This window comes from Serratia sp. EWG9 (genome assembly GCF_019913725.1).
In the GTDB taxonomy this organism is placed as follows: Bacteria; Pseudomonadota; Gammaproteobacteria; order Enterobacterales; family Enterobacteriaceae; genus Serratia; species Serratia ureilytica.
Genome location: NZ_JADNRO010000001.1, coordinates 617,534 through 633,939 on the forward strand (window position 1 = coordinate 617,534; position 16,406 = coordinate 633,939).

Below are 16,406 nucleotides of genomic sequence, written 5' to 3' on the forward strand. Positions count from 1 at the left end.
GGGTTTGACCATGACATCATTAAAACGCATTAATTATCCGCAATTGCCTACGCCGGGTGGCCCTTATGTGCACGCCGTGCGCCACGGCGATCGCCTGTACGTATCGGGCTTGACGGCCTTCGCCACCGACGCGCAGGGCTTGAGCGCGCCGCAGCAAACGCAGGAGATCCTTGAGCAGTTGGCGACCATCGCCGCCAGCGAAGGCGTCAATCTCAAGGCATTGATTAAAATCAGCGTGTTCCTGACCGACATCGCCGATCTGGCGAGCGTGCGCCCGGTGCTGTTTGACTATTTCGACGGCGCGCTGCCGGCCTGTTCTTTGATGGCGGTCAGCGCGTTGTTCTCACCCGCAGTGTGCGTGGAAATTGAGGCGGTGATGGCGTTGCAATAATGCGCGGCTAGAGCGCGCCTTCGTCCGGCACGCAGGGGCCGATCTTGAACCAGGCTTTGGCGATCCGCCCCTGTTCCACTTCGTAAATGGCGATGACATCCATTTTGCCGCGCCCCTGCGGGAAGTTGCGCGTCACCACCTCCTGATCGACCACCATATTCCCCACCGCCATGCGTTTTATTCGTTCGCCGTACAGGCTCGGCTCGCGAAAGCGCGCCAGATGCCGTTCGCGGATCGCCGCCTTGCCGCTGGCCAGCAGCGTGTCGGGGTGTTCGTAATACTGCGCGTCATCCGCCCAGCAGGCCATAAAGGCCTCGATATCGCGGGCGTTATAGGCGTCAAGCTGTTGTTGAACCACATCCTGCGGGCGTGCCGTCTTATCGTTCATCATGTTCTCCTGCCGAAGTTAACCGCCGCATGCGTCGAACCCATCACGTTAACCGCCCAGTGCTACGGCTTGATGACACAGCGCCAATTGAATAAAAACACGAAAATAGCGAATAAATAACCTATCACACCCGATAAACAATACCAGCGTCCGCGCATAAATTTTCAGCGTACTCCGGGGAACGCTGAAAACCGCCTGACGGCGTGCGTTAATCTTTGCGGCAATTGGGAGGATTCTGCTAATTTAGCGTGAACAGCCTGATGATAACGAAACGCTATGCAGCAAAAACCGGTGTTGGACGAAGCCAGACAGTTAAAACGACTCAACGCCGCCACGCGGCGCCAATCCCATATGTACAAATGGATCGCGCTGATTGCTGCGCTGGATGCGCTGTTGGTGTTTTGGTATGACCGGGATATGCGCAACGTCACCTTCTCGGGAGCGGTTGCGCTGGTGTGCGGCTATTTGTGGATCCGCGATCGCAACAAGGCTCGGGGTTACCGGCGCGAGTTTGATCGCAAATTCGGCAAGCACAGCGGCAATTAAGGCTGCATCGCTTCCAGCACTTTAGCGCTGTCGACAATCTGCACGAACTTCACGATCTTGCCGGCGCGCACCGTATAAATATGCGCAAAAGAGGCGCTGAAGGATTTGCCGGTGGCCCGGTAAGTGCCGTGATAAAAACCCTGAGCAATCACGTTGTCGCCGGCGTCGTAAAAGTGATCGACATCGGCGCGGTAACCTTGCCATTCGCTGCCCAAACGCTGATGCACGTTCTTGATGATATTCTCCGGGCCGATATAAGTACCGGCGTAAGGGAAACCGGCGGCTTCGGTCCACTCGGCATCGGGGGCCAGCGCCGCCAGCAGATTACGGCCGTTTTCTTCGGAACTGCCTTCGTAAGTCGCGCGCACTATCTCAAGAGGGGTTGGCATGTCTCTTCTCCCATGGCTGATAAGGATATTCCGACCATCTCCGCGGACACAGGCTCTCACCAGGCGGAGACGGCGGAATGCGGCTATTCTAGGTTGCTTGTTTCGCTGCAAAAACCGCAGTTGTGACAATAGTAGGTTGCACTTTAGTAAACAATAGTCGTCTTCTGTCATTCTCTCGACCTCCGACGCGGCTATGCTGATTGCCCGATTTCCCCCAACAGGAGCTGAACGTGTCTTTACCCTCGCTGACGCAAGAGCTGTTACAGCCTTTTTCCCCCTACCAGACGCTGGCGCAAACGCTGCTGCCGCTCACCCTAGAATCGGACGATGGCTCGCACGATGTGGCGCACCTGCACCGAGTCTGGAAGAACTGCCGGCGCATCAGCAAGCTGGAAGGCGGCGACCGGCGCATTCTCTGCGCGGCGGTGCTGCTACATGACGCCGTGGCGGTGGAAAAGAATTCGCCGCAGCGTCACCTGGCTTCGCGCATGGCGGCGCAGCAAGCCACGCTGACGCTGACCCGGCTCGAATGGTCGCCGGCGGACATCGCGGCGGTGGCCCACGCTATCGAAGCACACAGTTTTTCCGCCGGCATCCCTCCGCAAACGCTGGAAGCGAAGATCCTGCAGGACGCCGATCGTCTCGACGCCATTGGCCTGATTGGCGTAGCCCGCTGCTTCTATATCGGCGGCCGCATGCGCAGCGCGCTGTATGACGCTGCGGATCCGCGGGCCGAACATCGTCAATACGATGACAAGCGTTTCAGCCTGGATCACTTCGAAACCAAGCTCTTCAAGCTGCAAGACGGCTTCCAGACCGCCGCCGGGCGACAGATGGCCGAGCAGCGCACCGAACGCATGCGGCGCTTTGTCGACGATCTGCTGGAAGAGGTGTAACCTGGGCTTACGGGGCATTTTCGTTATGCCCATAACATTTTCGGTCACATAACGCCGTTAAACTGAAAGCCAACTTCACCGAACGGGCGGCAAAGATGAAAAAGTTGACGTTGAAAGAGATGACGGAAAGCGAGCAACGGGAAGTCAAAACCGAGCTGGACAAAGCGCGTAAAAGCCACGGCCGGCCGCTGACCAACGCCGAACAGCACAAGGTCAAAGATGAAGTGGTGGCGCGCATCATGGCCGCCAGAGCGAAGCTCGCCAAGGCAGAGCGCGCGGAACGCAAGGCCAACCGCTACCGACCAAGCGGCGACACCTTCAGCTGGTCCGCCACCATCGGTACCCGCCCGCCGCGCTGAATCAGCCAAACAATCCCCGCCGCCGCGGGGATTGTCGTTTATTAGCCAAACTCATCTGCCCTCACCCATCATGAATAACAATGTTATCAATCTGTTGTAAATTGACAGCCTGATGAAGAATATTCATTATCACCTCCACATCCTCTTTTCACGAGACTGCCATGGCCTATCCGCGCAACGTTAATACACCGATTCTCCCGGCGTTGCCCGTTGGCGGTTTGGCGGCGGTTACATCGAAGAAACAGACGCTCATTTGACCGGGGCGAGCTGTCCCGTCAGATGAGCTGACTGGATGGCCTGCAACGCCCCGCCTTCAATTTTCTCATCTGGCTTCTCTGTCGGTCACACAGAAGGAATATTTTATGGCCTCATTTTCGGGTATTTGGGTGGCGATGGTTACCCCTTTCAATCAAGATGCCGTCGATCTGCCGGCGGTTAAACGCCTGGCGCGGCACCTGCTCGACGCCGGCATCGACGGCCTGGTGGTCTGCGGCTCTACCGGTGAAGCCGCCGCGCTAAGCAAGGAAGAACAGCTGGCGGTGCTCGACGCCGTGCTGGAGGTGGCGCCCGCCCATCAGGTGGTGATGGGCCTTTCCGGCAATAACATGGCCGCCACGTTGCAGATGCAGCAGGCCATTCAACTGCGCGACATCGCCGGCGTGCTGATCCCGGCGCCTTACTACATCCGCCCTTCGCAATGCGGCCTGATAGACTATTTCACCCAGTTGGCCGACGCCTCCACCGTGCCGGTGATCCTGTACAACATTCCGCAGCGCACCGGCATCGCCATGGAGCTGGCCACGCTGCGCCGGCTCGCACGTCACCCGCGCATCACCGCCATCAAGGATTGCGGCGGCAACCCTGACGCCACCATGGCGCTGATCGCCGACGGCGAAATCGATGTGATGACCGGGGAAGACAATCTGATCCTCACCACGCTGTGCCTCGGCGGCACCGGCGCCATCTCCGCCGCCGCGCATGTTCACCCGGAACGTTTCGTCCAGCTGGTGCAGCAAGTCGCCGCCGGCGATCTGGCCGCGGCGCGCAGCAACTTCTATGAGCTGTTGCCGATGATCCACCAGATGTTCAGCTTCCCGAATCCGGCGCCGGTCAAGACCGTGCTGGCCCAACAGGGGCTGATCGCCAACGAACTGCGCTCGCCGATGCAGGTGGCGCCGCAGGCGCTGCAGCAGCAGATCGCCGCGACGCTGGCGCAGCTGCAGCCCGCCGAGGCGATCGTCGGTTAAATTTGTTAGCTAAGCCGCTGTAATTTTGGCGCTATGGGACTACGATGAGAGGTTAAGCATGCCCGTCATTCGTCATCAACAAGGAGCTTCCGATGAAACTGTTCTATAAAGCCGGCGCCTGTTCGCTGTCCCCGCATATCGTGCTGCGTGAGGCAGGGCTGGATTTTACGGCGGAGAAGGTCGTTCTGGCGCAGAAGAAAACCGAGAGCGGCGCCGATTACCTCGCCATCAACCCCAAGGGACAGGTACCGGCGCTGCTGCTGGATGACGGCAGCCTGCTGACTGAAGGCGTGGCGATCGTGCAATACCTGGCGGACCGCGTGCCGGACCGCAACCTGATCCCGGCGGCGGGCACCCTGTCGCGCTACCACGCGATCGAATGGCTGAACTACATCGCCACCGAGCTGCACAAAGGGTTCAGCCCGCTGTTCAACCCGAAGACGCCCGAGGAATATAAAACCATCGCGCGCGCCAGGCTGGAGCAGCAGTTCAGCTATCTGGATTCGGTACTGGCGAAGCAGCACTTCCTGTTGGGAAGCCGTTTCAGCGTGGCCGACGCCTACCTGTTCACCGTGCTGCGCTGGGCATTCTCCCTGCAGTTCGATGTGCGCAAGCACGCCCATCTGGCGGCCTGGTTCGATCGCGTTGCGGCGCGCCCGGCGGTAGATGCGGCGCTGAACGCCGAAGGATTGAAGTAAGGTTCAGCCCCGGCGGCTCTCGCCGGGGCCCGATGCCGCTTACAGTTTTACCGCACTGAACTCGCTGCGCGGCTGCACGATCCGATCCTGTGCCGCCACCACCTGCAATTCATACTCGCCCATCGCCTGCGTGGTCAGCATCACCTCATACACGGCGGCGGTCACGTGCTCCAGCGCTTTATCCAGCGCCTCGCCCTTCAGCAGATCCACCAGCAGCAGACCACTGGTCAAATCGCCGACGCCGACCGGCTGACGCGCCCCGAAGTCCACCAGCGGCCGGCTAATGTGCCAGGCTTCGTCCGCCGTCACCAGCAGCATTTCGAAACAGTCGGTGTGATAGCCGGCACGGGCCAGGTGCTTGACCAGCACCAATCGCGGCCCCTTGGCGATCAGCGAACGAGCGGCCTGCACCGCGTCGTCCACGTTGGCGACGGCCATCTGGCTCAGCATTTCCAGCTCCAGCAGGTTCGGCGCCACCATGTCGCTGCACGGCAACGCCTGACGGCAGTGAAACTCGGCCACCCCCGGCGCCACGATGCAGCCCTTTTCCGGATGTCCCATCACCGGATCGCAGAAATACCAGGCATTCGGATTCGCCTGCTTAACCTGACGCACGATCGCCAGAATATGGTCGCCCTGCTCCGGCGAACCGATATAACCGCTCAGCACCGCATCACAGCGCTTCAGTTGATCGATATTGGCGATGCCCTGCGCGATATCGCTCAGGTGGCTGGCCGGCATGACGCAGCCGGTCCACTGACCGTATTGCGTATGGTTGGAGAACTGCACCGTGTTCAGCGGCCAGACGTTGACGCCCATGCGGCGCATCGGAAACTCCGCCGCACTGTTGCCGGCGTGACCAAACACCACGTGCGACTGGATAGAAAGAATGTTTTTCATCGGAACAACTGACCTCGCCATGCCGTGTGCATCAGCCCGCGGCGAAATGAAAATGGGTGCATAACGCGAAAACGTCATGCCGGCGCTGTTAAAAACAAGAAATGAGAGGAATTTTTATGCTTTCGACGGCGGCGTATTGTAGCGAAAAGTCCGATTCAAAAAAAGCCGAGAACCGCCATGCAAGGCCTCTGCGACCTGAAAATCCGGGATCTTCCCACGGCCGCTGAATTGCATTTCGACGACGATAGACTTTACTTACTTGCCAATGTTGTTTTTTCACGACGCCATGGAGAATGCCATGAGTTTATTAAAACTACAGCAAGACGTTGCCATTCTATTCTACGCCACGCTGGGCAAAAAAGCCGACGATAACGCCCTGATCTATTTCGCTAAACAACTTGAAAAAGGGACTTATAATCAAAGCGAACTGGCGGATCTCTTCATTCGTTCTGCGGATGGCCGACATCTCTATGATAACCTGAACACCGCCGACAAGGTGAAGTCTCTCTATCACAACGCCAGCGGCATTTCCCCCGGCCCAGACACTGTGGCGCAGTGGGTAAAACAGGTCGATGACGGCAAATCGCTCGGCCAGTTGACGCAAGAACTCATCACCCAGCTCAGCGGTTATTCCGGGCCGGATAAAACAACCCTGGCACAACAGCAACACATTGAGAACACCATAGCGACCACTCTCTATCCCGCCTTTGTGCTGGCAGCAGAACATGCCCCGGCGGCGGCGGACATTCAGGGCATCTATTATGTACTCGGCAGCATGATTGATGCCACAGCGGTAAATTACTGGGGCAGCGTCCTCGCCGGCGGCCACCAAACTGCCGCACAGATAGCGACCTATTTCACCACCATCAAACCCTATATCACGTCGCTTAGCCATGAAGACTTCGTGAAGAGAATATTTTTTAAAGCGTTCGGCAACCAGGCCAGCGCCGACGAGGTGCAAAAATATGTCGCGGGCTTGAACGTCGGCAGCGAAACCCGTGGCGAAGTCATCATGCGTGTGATAACGGATATTCGAGCAGACACTCAGCATGAAACGGCCAAAAGTCATTTTCTGGCTGCCACCCATGTCTATGCACCTGGCGAGCGCCCCGATTTGCTCTATGGCGAAACCGTGATGTCCTTTTACCTGACGGTGGCCGGCGTTTCCGCCGACGCGACCGCACTTGACACCTTTAGCCGTTTGCTCGCCAGCGGGACGTCTTCCGTCGAGCTGTTGAAAATGCTGGCCAACGCCCGCCAATTCCAGGAAGCGGAAAGCTACGAGAAAATCTACGCTTCGCTGTATCACGAAAATTTGAGCCCGGCGCTCTCACAGGCCTTGTTGCTGAAGGCCGGCAATGATAAATATCAAGCCAGCGTGTTGGTCATCGAGTCATTCCGCCAGGGGATTTCCCCACTCGACGGCGCGCGTGAACCTCATCTGGCAGATGTCGCCGCCTATCAATTTAGCATCGCCAACTCGCTGAATTACAAACCCTTCGCCGAATTATCGCTCTCCACCGACGGCGTATTGAGCGGTTCGGTGAACACCGGCAGTCAACATCCGTTAAGCCCGGCGGAGTTGGCCGTTCTGACGCACGTCTTTCTGAATGTGAATGCCTCGGTTGACGTTGATTTCAGCCATTCAATCAAATTGCAGGAAGTGACCTTGCAGGGGAATATGCCCACTGACGCCATTGCACTCAACTCATTAAAAAATAAGGGATTCTCTTTGCGGCTCAATCTGGACGAGAACCCTTACTTCAAGATGACAGAAAAGATTGCATTTGGTACCGAACGTGATGCGGTAATGATTTCCGATAAATTCGATCTCGCCAATGCCAAAATGGATCTTCTTTTTGGCGCAGGGGGCGCCAGCCTGCTCTGGAATGGCAATGGCGTTAACCACGGTGCCAACAGGGTCAGCACGACGTTCACCGCACAGAACGCTTTTGATGCGGATGGCGTCATTTCCGCCAACCTGATCTTGAAGGATATTTATCTGACCTCGACGGCAAGTGGCGACACCGAAGGCGTAATCAAAACGAACATTAACCAGTTTCAATTCTTTCCTCAGATCGATCTTGCGGGTTATCGCGGCACAGGAAATATTTATCTTGATGGGAAATGGATCGCGACAGAAGGCGCAAACATTTTCGATTATGGCGTAATCAATCAAACAGCCAGTATTTATAACGACAGCATCCCAACTGTAGCCTATTTACAACAGGCTCCCCATGCCCAGAAAAGCGGTGACGGGTATTACTGGACGGGCAACCAGGGATTAACACTTTCAGGTTTCGCCGATAATGTGCATGTTATCAACCTGCCGGTCTTCAACACGCTGCCCTTTCTCGCCATAAACGGCAACGCCGGAGCGCAAAGCAAACTTCATCTGGAGTTGGCGCCGGTCGCCGCACCAACAGAAGACCCCTTCGGGCCCTGGGGCGTCAGTATCGGCAACCGTGCCATCGAGCACCTGGAAGCCGGGACATTGAGCTTCACCAGCCATTTCCTTGGTCGGCAACCAGCGGAAGAACTTCGATTATATGCCAACGGTTCAAAATTCGCTGCAGTCACTCTGGCAGGCGCAAACGCGATTGAAACAATACGCATAGGCGGCATAAGCAAATTGCAGGTGACGGTAAAAGCAGACTTTGGCAATAGCCTCAAAAGTATTGTTATTGAACCGACATTCAATCCCGGCCATGAAATCATCCCACGTGTCGAAGCGGACCTGAGGATGGAAAAAGGCGGTAGTGGCGGCGGTGAGTTCTATAAGCTACTCACCTCGTTGACGCATCACAGCGCCTTCGACAGCGTCATTGAGGCATTAGCCGGTGAACAACTCACTATCGACTATACCAACAGCCAGACATTAACGCTAAAAGGCAACACCACGTTGAACCCATTGACCATGGCCAATGAGTATGCACACGACAGCAAAATCAACTTTGAGCACAGCACAATCGATGACATGGTCACCATCAATACCCTCACCCCTACGGATACCCTCACCGTCGGCGACCCGCATCGTTCTTGGGTCTTCAACGCCAAGTCATCAGGCGAGATCGTCATTTACGGTGAACTGAGCCAAACGGAACAGGTCAACGCGTTGTTTGACTCACTGGCTGTCAGCCCCATCGATTCCGCGCAGGACATATTTAACCAGGCCCTGACGAAAATAACGCATGGCAACGGTGAAGCCCTATTGCAAAGCGTCGGTGTGGTTAAGCTAGGTAATAATGCTTATATTATTATTGACAATAATAACAACCAAAAACTTGATTCTCAGGATATTATTTTCTCGCTAGGCAATAAAGACATCCACGATATCACGACCCATCTTCATTATCAGGCGCCAGTCATCACGCTTGCCGGCAACACCGCCGCACCCGCAACGGAATTAGCCATGGCCTGATGGTCATTAGCGGCCGCCTCGCGTCGTGGGTGGCCGCACTTTCAACAAATACAGAATTTCCTTAGGTTCACTCGCATTGCAATCAGGCTGTTTTGGGCTGTACTTGTCGATGCCTCGCACTTATTTTAACAACACACAGGGAAATATCATGAGCCTACTGACCTTGCAACAAGGTGTAGCCAAGCTGTTCTATGCCACATTGGGCAAAAAAGCCGATGATGACGCGTTGAATTATTTCGCCAAAAAACTGGAGAAAGGCGATTACACGCAAAGTGAATTAGCCAATATGTTTATTCGTTCGCAAGACGGGCAACATCGCTACGATGGCCTGACCACCAGCCAAAAAATACAATACATCTATCAGAATACCACCGGCGCACAGCCGGATGCCTTGACGCTGAACGCGCTCACCACGCAGGTCAACGCGGGAAAATCTCTCGGCAACCTGACGACTGAGTTGATCGCCAACGTCATAAACTACACGGGCAACGATGCCGGACTGCAAGCTCAACAACAGCATTTGCAGACGATCGTCAACACCACGCTGTATCCTTCAGAGCTGGTGCAACCGTCACAGCTCTCTGCAGCAGCAGATGTACAAGGTCTCTATTATCTGCTCGGTAGCATGACCCATTCCGCCGCCGTCCAATACTGGAGCGACCTGCTGGTTAGCGGCAAGAAAAACACCGTCGACATCGCCAATGCATTCATCGCCACGAAAAGCTATATCCATTCACTCAGCAACGACGATTTTGTCAGGAAAATATTTTCGACGGGGTTTGGTAAAAGCGCCAGTGAGAGTGACCTGCAAAAATACGTGACGGGATTGAACGATCACAGTGAAACACGCGGTGATGTCATAGTGCGCATGATGGATGACATCAGAAATGACGCCGCCGCCACCACCGCCAAGCAAAACTTCACGGCGGCAACTCATGTCTATGGACCAGGTGAATTACCGCCGCCCGTTTATACCGAAGCGGTGATGGCGCTGTACCTGACGGTTGCCGGAACCGCCGCTGACGCCACTGCGCTCGATACCTTTAGCCGTTTGTTGGCCAGCGGCACCTCTCACAGCGATCTGCTTAAAATGTTGTCAAGCGCCTACCAATTCCGCAACGCCGGAGATTATCAAAAGATTTACCTCAAACTCTATGGCCAGCCACTCGACAGCGCTTCAGCGCAGGCTATCCTGCTGAAGGCCGGCAACGACAATATCAAGGCTTCCTCGCTGATTATCGATGCCTTCCGCGAAGGCAAATTCCCACTGGATAATCACCCCTACCCGCCCCAGGCCAGTCTGCTGAAAAACTTCGATATAAAATTGGGCGATGCATTGGGCTATCAACGGGACTTCAACGGAACGTTCAGCCTGTCAGATAGCGGTAAACTGGTGGCCAGCATTAATGGCAGAGGGGATCATGAGGTCACCAATGCCGAGATAGTCACGTTGAGTCAGATCAACCTCAACGTCAATACGCCCACGAACCTTGATGTGACAGCCTTGAAGAATGTTAATTCCATCGTGCTGTCCGGTCTCTATGCTACGAACACCATGGTGCTCTCTTCGCTGGGCAATAAATTCGTTTCTCTGCGCCTCAACGATGCCAATATCGCCAATGCGGATGCCGCTTTACCCATCAGCTTTTTAAACGTCGTGGTTGAAGGAAGCAGCAGCCTGAACAATGCCCATACCAGCCTGATGGCGAAAAACTTGCTCTGGGCCGGCAATGGCGTCAACGGCGGCGCCAACCATATCGGCAGCCATTTTTTGGCAGAGGCTAAATCCGCGAGTTCGTCCACTATCACAATGCTGTCAGCTAACTTCATTACCAAATCAGTTTATCTGACCACAAATCAGCTCGGTAATCTCGACGGCAGTATCGTCAGCAACGTCAACCAATTCAGATATTTTGACTATATCGATCTGACTCACTACAAAGGAACCGGCGACATTTATCTCGACGGAAAATGGGTTGCCAGCGAAGGCAGCAAGGTCTTCGACTTTGGTCTTTTCAGCCAAAATGCCGGCATCCACAACGCGGCTTACGCCAACGTATCCTCCCTCACCCAAGCCGAATTGCCCCTGAGCAACGGCAACGGTTATACCGGCCACGCCGGTGGGATTATTTCGGCTTATTCCGGCGACCTGACACTGCTTAACGTCAGCAATGACTCGTTCAAACTGGCCGGCGGTCTGACAAGCAACAGCCATATTCATATTCATGATACCCGGCAAAGCGATACCCGCTTTACGTTGGAATTCACCAAAGACAGCGGCAAGTTCTTCGATTTGGATATGGGCACGTTCAGCTTTACCTCTGACCATAAACAAACGCTGGAAGTCTATATGGGCAGCAACGCAGAAATGGTGCAAAACCGCACCATGACGCTCAGCGGCGGGGATAACTCAATTTCCGACCTGCTACTGACCGGTGCGATGTATGCCGGCGATCAAGCACTGGTGCTCAACCTCACCGTCGCGGCGGATTTCAGCGATAATCTGCAAACCATTCGCGGAAACGACTACATCGATCGCCGCTTTTATTCGGATATGAAGCTGCAGTTAGTGGCGGAGAAAGGCGGCACCGGTGGCGGCAGCTTCTACAACACATTGAACTCCTTGGCCAACAAAGACGATTTCAGCACTGTCATCAACGAATTGAACGGGCATCAACTGACCATTGACGATACCGGCCTGACGGTGTTGAAAGCACAGGTAAAAGGTAATACCACGGTGGACTCGGCACGGACACTCTCCTTCAGCGACAGTAAAATAGATGACATGGTCACCTTGAACGTCGGCTATCAGAATAGCGTGATCAATGTCGGTGATGCCGCCAGCCAATGGGTCTTCTCCAAGGCCGGCGATAAAACCGCCACGCTGTATGGCAGCGCGACCAGCGCCACCGAACTGCAGGCGGCGTTTAGCGGTCTGACGGGCGCCAACAACGCCCAGGCGCTGTTCTCGCAGGTTCTGGCGAAAATGACCAACGGCGCCAGCACCCACCAGTTGGCGGAAGTCGGTTTGCTGAAACTGGATAAATCGGTCTATGTCATCGTGGATAAAAATCATAACCAGACGTTTGACGCCGATGATGTGGTGTTCTCGATCGGCAATCAGGATCCCTATCTGGCCGCCGTCTCTCTGCACTACCATGCGCCGGCCGTCACCGTGAACGGTCTTGCGGCCGAAAATTCGCCGTCGGAGGCGTTTGCCTAATCTTCATCCGCGCCATGCGAAAAAAAAGCCCGGGGAGAACCCCGGGCTTTTCATGTCATGTAGCCTGACGCTTACTGCCAGTCCACCAGGCAGTAGTGTTTCTTGCCGCGGCGCAGCAGCGTGTAACGGCCAAACAGACGGTCCGCATCGCTGAAGCGGTATTCGGCATCCGACTGTTTCTCGCCGTTGATGGTCACCGCGTTGGAACCGATCATGGTGCGCGCCTGGCCACGTGACGGCACCAGTTCGGCATTCACCAGCGCCTGCTGCAGATCGGCGTCGCGCTCAAGTTTGATGGTCGGCATGCGTCCTGCGCCAGCTGGGCGAAGTCCGCTTCGGTCATGTCATGCAGCGCGCCGGAGAACAGGCTCTGGGTGATGCGCTTGGCGGCCGCCAGGCCTTCCGCACCGTGCACCATGCCGGTCACTTCTTCCGCCAGCACGTATTGGGCGCGCGGCGCCTTGCCGCTGTTCTTGTCTTCTTCTTCCAGCGCGTTGATCTCTTCCAGGCTCATGAAGGTGAAGAACTTCAGGAAGCGGTAAACGTCGGCATCGGCGGTGTTGATCCAGAACTGGTAGAACTTGTACGGGCTGGTTTTTTCCGGCGCCAGCCAGACCGCGCCGCCTTCGGTTTTACCGAACTTGGTGCCGTCTGCCTTGGTGATCAATGGCACGGTCAGGCCGAACACCTGCTTCTGATGCTGACGACGCGTCAGATCGATACCCGAGGTGATGTTGCCCCACTGATCGGAACCGCCGATCTGCAGCTCCACCTGGTGGCGGTTGTACAGCTCGGAGAAATCGAAGCCCTGCAGCAGGTTGTAGGAGAACTCGGTGAAGGAGATGCCGGAGTCGTCGCGATTCAGGCGCTGCTTGACCGCTTCCTTGTTGATCATCTGGTTGACGGAGAAGTGCTTGCCGATATCACGCAGGAAGGTCAGCACGTTCATGCCGCCGAACCAGTCGTAGTTGTTGGCCGCGATAGCGCTGTTGCTGCCGCAGTCGAAATCGAGGAACGGGGAAACCTGTTTGCGGATCTTCTCCACCCACTCGTTCACCGTATCGGTGGTGTTCAGCTTGCGCTCCGCCGCTTTGAAGCTCGGATCGCCGATCAGGCCGGTGGCGCCGCCCACCAGCGCTACCGGTTTGTGGCCGGCCAGCTGGAAGCGCTTCAGGCACAACAGAGGAACCAGATGGCCCAAATGCAAGCTGTCAGCGGTCGGATCGAAACCGCAATACAGTGCAATTGGCCCTTGCGCCAGTCGCTCCGCTAACGCTTCCTCATCCGTAACCTGGGCAACGAGGCCCCGCTCTTGCAGTTGTTTAATCAAGTTGCTGCTTGCCATCAATGACTCCATGTATAAACGAATGCACCTTTGCCGGTACACGGCCTTTCGCCCAGTGGCGAAATAAAAATTCAGGGTAGCGCATAGAATAAAGCGCCGGCGGCGTCAGCACCAGCGCTTAGAGGGGGATTTTACGTCTTCAAGGTGCCAGTCGGTCAATTTTCCAGTCATTCCCGTCCCGCTGATACAGGAAACGGTCATGCAGGCGGTGGGCGCCACCCTGCCAGAACTCGACGGAGTCGAATTTCACGCGGAATCCGCCCCAGAAACTCGGCAACGGCACCTCGCCCTGCTGGAACTTTTGCTTCAACTCGAGGAATTTGCTTTCCAGCACGCCGCGCGCGGAAATGCGTGACGACTGCTGCGACACCCAGGCGCCAATTTGGCTGTCCTTCGGCCGGCTATGGAAATACTTCAGCACTTCGAGGGTCGACAGGCGCTCCGCCTGACCGAGGAAAATCACCTGACGATCGAGCATGTGCCAGGGGAACAGCAGGCTGATATGCGGGTTTTGCGCCAGCTGCTGCGCCTTGCGGCTGCCGAGGTTGGTGTAGAACACCAACCCCTGCTCATCGAAATGCTTGAGCAGCACGATGCGCTGATACGGCTGGCCGCGTTCGTCGACGGTGGCGACGCACATGGCGGTCGGATCGGCCAGGCGCGCGTCGCAGGCCTGTTTCAGCCAACGCTCGAACAGCTCGAGCGGATTGGCGGTCAGATCGTTGCGGCGCAGGCCGCCTCGGGTATATTCACGGCGCAGGTCCGCAACATCAAACTCATTCTTTTCAATCATCTGGGTTATCGACCAACTGAAAAATCCGTCGTTACATTCTGCGCCTGCGGCGCCAGGAACTCAATCGCTCCGACGCCGCCGCTGACCGTCACTCCGTCAACACGCAGTCGCTCATGACTACCTTGCCGTTGCGCTCAAGATAGGCATTGCGGTCTTTCGACCAAAAAGTGTATTTGCCGTCGCTGTATTTAGCGCCGGTCAACGCCAGCACCTGCTTGAGATGCAGCTGCTCGCCATCCATCAGCAGGCTGACTTCGCTCGCCTTGCCGTCGAGCGCCACCGTCAACGGCGTGGTGCCGCACTGGTAGTGCATCGTCTGGCTGCTCTGCGGCAGGATGTAGCTGCAGCCGGACAGCGCCAGCGCGCCGGCGACGAAAATGACTTTTTTCATGCTGTTGCTCCTTAGAAAAATCCTTCACAGGCTATCCTAACAGAGCTAGCGCCCCCCGAATGGCAAAACCGGATAAATCCCACCCAGCACCGTTTCACGGCTGGCGCCAGTCACCGAAGGCAGGTTGCCGGCCTGGCCGGACAGCGTGCGAAACGCCAGCCAGGCGAAGGCCAGCGCCTCCATGTCGTCACCGCTGACGCCGCAATCGTCGGTCAGGCCGACCTCGGTGCCCGGCAGCAGCGCCGACAGGCGCGCCATCAGCAGCGTGTTGCGCGCCCCGCCGCCGCAGACCAGCAGGCGCTCACACCCGCCGGCCAGCTGCACCTGTTCGCTGATGCTGACGGCGGTCAGCTCCGTCAGCGTGGCCTGCACGTCGACCGGCGCAATCGCCGGTAATCCGGCCAGCTGACGCTCCAGCCAGGCGATGTTGAAATACTCGCGGCCGGTGCTTTTCGGCGCAGGCAGCGCGAAGTAAGGGTCCGCCAGCATCTGCTGCAACAGCGGCAAACAGACGCGCCCCTGCATGGCCCAGCCGCCGTCCTGATCGTAAGGTTGCGCGCGGTGGCGCCAGATCCAGGCGTCCATCAGCATGTTGCCCGGCCCGGTGTCGAAACCGCGCACCGGCGCACCGGGCAACAGCAGAGAGAGGTTGGCGATGCCGCCGATGTTCAGCACCATACGCCGCTCGACGGGATGCCCCAGCAGCGCCTGATGAAACGCCGGCACCAGCGGCGCGCCCTGCCCGCCGTAAGCCATGTCGCGCCGGCGGAAATCGCCGACGGTGGTGATATTGGTCAGTGCGGCGATGCGGTTGTTGTCGCCGAGCTGCATGGAGAAACGCGCGTCGCCTTCCGGTTCGTGCCATACCGTCTGGCCGTGGCAGCCGATGGCGGTGATATGATCCGCGTCGATGCCGGTTTGCTTCAGCAGGCCGAGCACCGCCTCGCCAAACAGCGTGCCCAGCTGTGCGTCCAACCGGCCGACCGCGGCCAGCGTGGTTTGCTGCCCCTGGCACATCCCCAGGATCTCTTTTTTCAGCGCGATCGGCATCGGATGGCTATAGCTGGCCTGCTGCGCCACCATGCGATCGTCAATCGCGGCCAATACCACATCGATTCCGTCCAGACTGGTGCCGGACATGACGCCTATATAGCGGCCTGACTTCATAGCAACATCCTCTAACCCGCACGGTAAGCAAATTTTATCCTGACAAATAAACCAGAATTGAAGAATTAACGCCATGAATTATGATGCTTTTTTTACGCGCCGTGAGCCAGGTGCGTCGCTGTGGCACATTTTATGTGTTAAACCGTGCGTTAACCGGCAACGGAATGTCGGTGAGGCTGTCATAAAGGTAAACCGCGGTTTATTATTGGTTGAACAGAGAAAAGTTAAGCTGCGTGCAGCGATGAGGCATGG

At 56.7% G+C, this 16,406-nt stretch carries 14 protein-coding genes and 1 pseudogene; 8 read left to right on the forward strand and 7 right to left on the reverse strand.

Translation table 11 applies throughout. From position 1 onward, the window contains the following. Positions 1–10 precede the first annotated feature (10 nt). A complete protein-coding gene (locus tag ITX55_RS02870; RefSeq protein ID WP_033644265.1) occupies positions 11–391 on the forward strand; it encodes a RidA family protein in 381 nt (126 codons plus the stop codon). A 7-nt stretch (positions 392–398) separates the two neighbouring features. Here the strand turns inward: ITX55_RS02870 and ITX55_RS02875 are convergent, their stop codons facing one another. Continuing rightward, positions 399–779: a nuclear transport factor 2 family protein gene (locus ITX55_RS02875; protein WP_033642939.1), complete on the reverse strand. Its 381-nt coding sequence runs from the start codon at positions 777–779 to the stop codon at positions 399–401. A gap of 276 nt (positions 780–1,055) precedes the next feature. On the opposite strand from ITX55_RS02875, the gene ITX55_RS02880 reads away from it, so the two are divergent. Beyond that, a complete protein-coding gene (locus ITX55_RS02880; protein WP_072627680.1) occupies positions 1,056–1,325 on the forward strand; it encodes a hypothetical protein in 270 nt (89 codons plus the stop codon). Here the strand turns inward: ITX55_RS02880 and ITX55_RS02885 are convergent. Beyond that, positions 1,322–1,714, reverse strand: a complete 393-nt coding sequence (locus ITX55_RS02885; RefSeq protein WP_072627681.1) for a nuclear transport factor 2 family protein — start codon at positions 1,712–1,714, stop codon at positions 1,322–1,324. The two genes, ITX55_RS02880 and ITX55_RS02885, sit on opposite strands and share 4 nt — an antisense overlap. A gap of 200 nt (positions 1,715–1,914) precedes the next feature. On the opposite strand from ITX55_RS02885, the gene ITX55_RS02890 reads away from it, so the two are divergent. The 4 genes from ITX55_RS02890 (at position 1,915) to gstA (ending at position 4,914) form a co-directional block, all read left to right on the forward strand. Beyond that, a complete protein-coding gene (locus ITX55_RS02890; protein ID WP_080376477.1) occupies positions 1,915–2,610 on the forward strand; it encodes an HD domain-containing protein in 696 nt (231 codons plus the stop codon). Between the two features lie 95 nt (positions 2,611–2,705). Then, a complete protein-coding gene (locus ITX55_RS02895) occupies positions 2,706–2,969 on the forward strand; it encodes a DUF3811 domain-containing protein (protein WP_033642935.1) in 264 nt (87 codons plus the stop codon). A gap of 362 nt (positions 2,970–3,331) precedes the next feature. After that, positions 3,332–4,216, forward strand: coding sequence for a 4-hydroxy-tetrahydrodipicolinate synthase (gene dapA / locus ITX55_RS02900; RefSeq protein WP_042784387.1), 885 nt, complete (start codon positions 3,332–3,334; stop codon positions 4,214–4,216). A gap of 92 nt (positions 4,217–4,308) precedes the next feature. Beyond that, on the forward strand, positions 4,309–4,914 hold the full coding sequence (gene gstA, locus ITX55_RS02905) for a glutathione transferase GstA (protein ID WP_223084792.1): 606 nt from the start codon (positions 4,309–4,311) through the stop codon (positions 4,912–4,914). 39 nt (positions 4,915–4,953) lie between these two features. Here gstA and pdxY read toward each other — a convergent pair whose 3' ends face one another. Further along, positions 4,954–5,814, reverse strand: coding sequence for a pyridoxal kinase PdxY (gene pdxY / locus ITX55_RS02910; RefSeq protein WP_072627682.1), 861 nt, complete (start codon positions 5,812–5,814; stop codon positions 4,954–4,956). Between the two features lie 298 nt (positions 5,815–6,112). Between pdxY and ITX55_RS02915 the strand changes: the two genes are divergently transcribed. Both ITX55_RS02915 and ITX55_RS02920 read left to right on the forward strand, forming a co-directional pair. Then, a complete protein-coding gene (locus ITX55_RS02915) occupies positions 6,113–9,235 on the forward strand; it encodes a hypothetical protein (RefSeq protein ID WP_223084794.1) in 3,123 nt (1,040 codons plus the stop codon). A 148-nt stretch (positions 9,236–9,383) separates the two neighbouring features. Then, positions 9,384–12,458 (forward strand): DUF4214 domain-containing protein, encoded by a 3,075-nt coding sequence (locus tag ITX55_RS02920; RefSeq protein WP_187048843.1) that lies wholly within the window; start codon positions 9,384–9,386, stop codon positions 12,456–12,458. Between the two features lie 71 nt (positions 12,459–12,529). Here the strand turns inward: ITX55_RS02920 and tyrS are convergent. The 4 genes and pseudogenes from tyrS to anmK all read right to left on the reverse strand — a co-directional run bounded on the left by tyrS (position 12,530) and on the right by anmK (position 16,154). After that, positions 12,530–13,803, reverse strand: a pseudogene (tyrS, locus tag ITX55_RS02925) (tyrosine--tRNA ligase). Between the two features lie 139 nt (positions 13,804–13,942). Continuing rightward, positions 13,943–14,596, reverse strand: coding sequence for a pyridoxamine 5'-phosphate oxidase (gene pdxH, locus ITX55_RS02930; protein WP_033642930.1), 654 nt, complete (start codon positions 14,594–14,596; stop codon positions 13,943–13,945). A gap of 88 nt (positions 14,597–14,684) precedes the next feature. Continuing rightward, on the reverse strand, positions 14,685–14,987 hold the full coding sequence (locus ITX55_RS02935; protein ID WP_004931294.1) for an MliC family protein: 303 nt from the start codon (positions 14,985–14,987) through the stop codon (positions 14,685–14,687). 45 nt (positions 14,988–15,032) lie between these two features. Further along, complete coding sequence (gene anmK / locus ITX55_RS02940) at positions 15,033–16,154, reverse strand: anhydro-N-acetylmuramic acid kinase (RefSeq protein WP_033652593.1); 1,122 nt, start codon at positions 16,152–16,154, stop codon at positions 15,033–15,035. Positions 16,155–16,406: the final 252 nt, after the last annotated feature.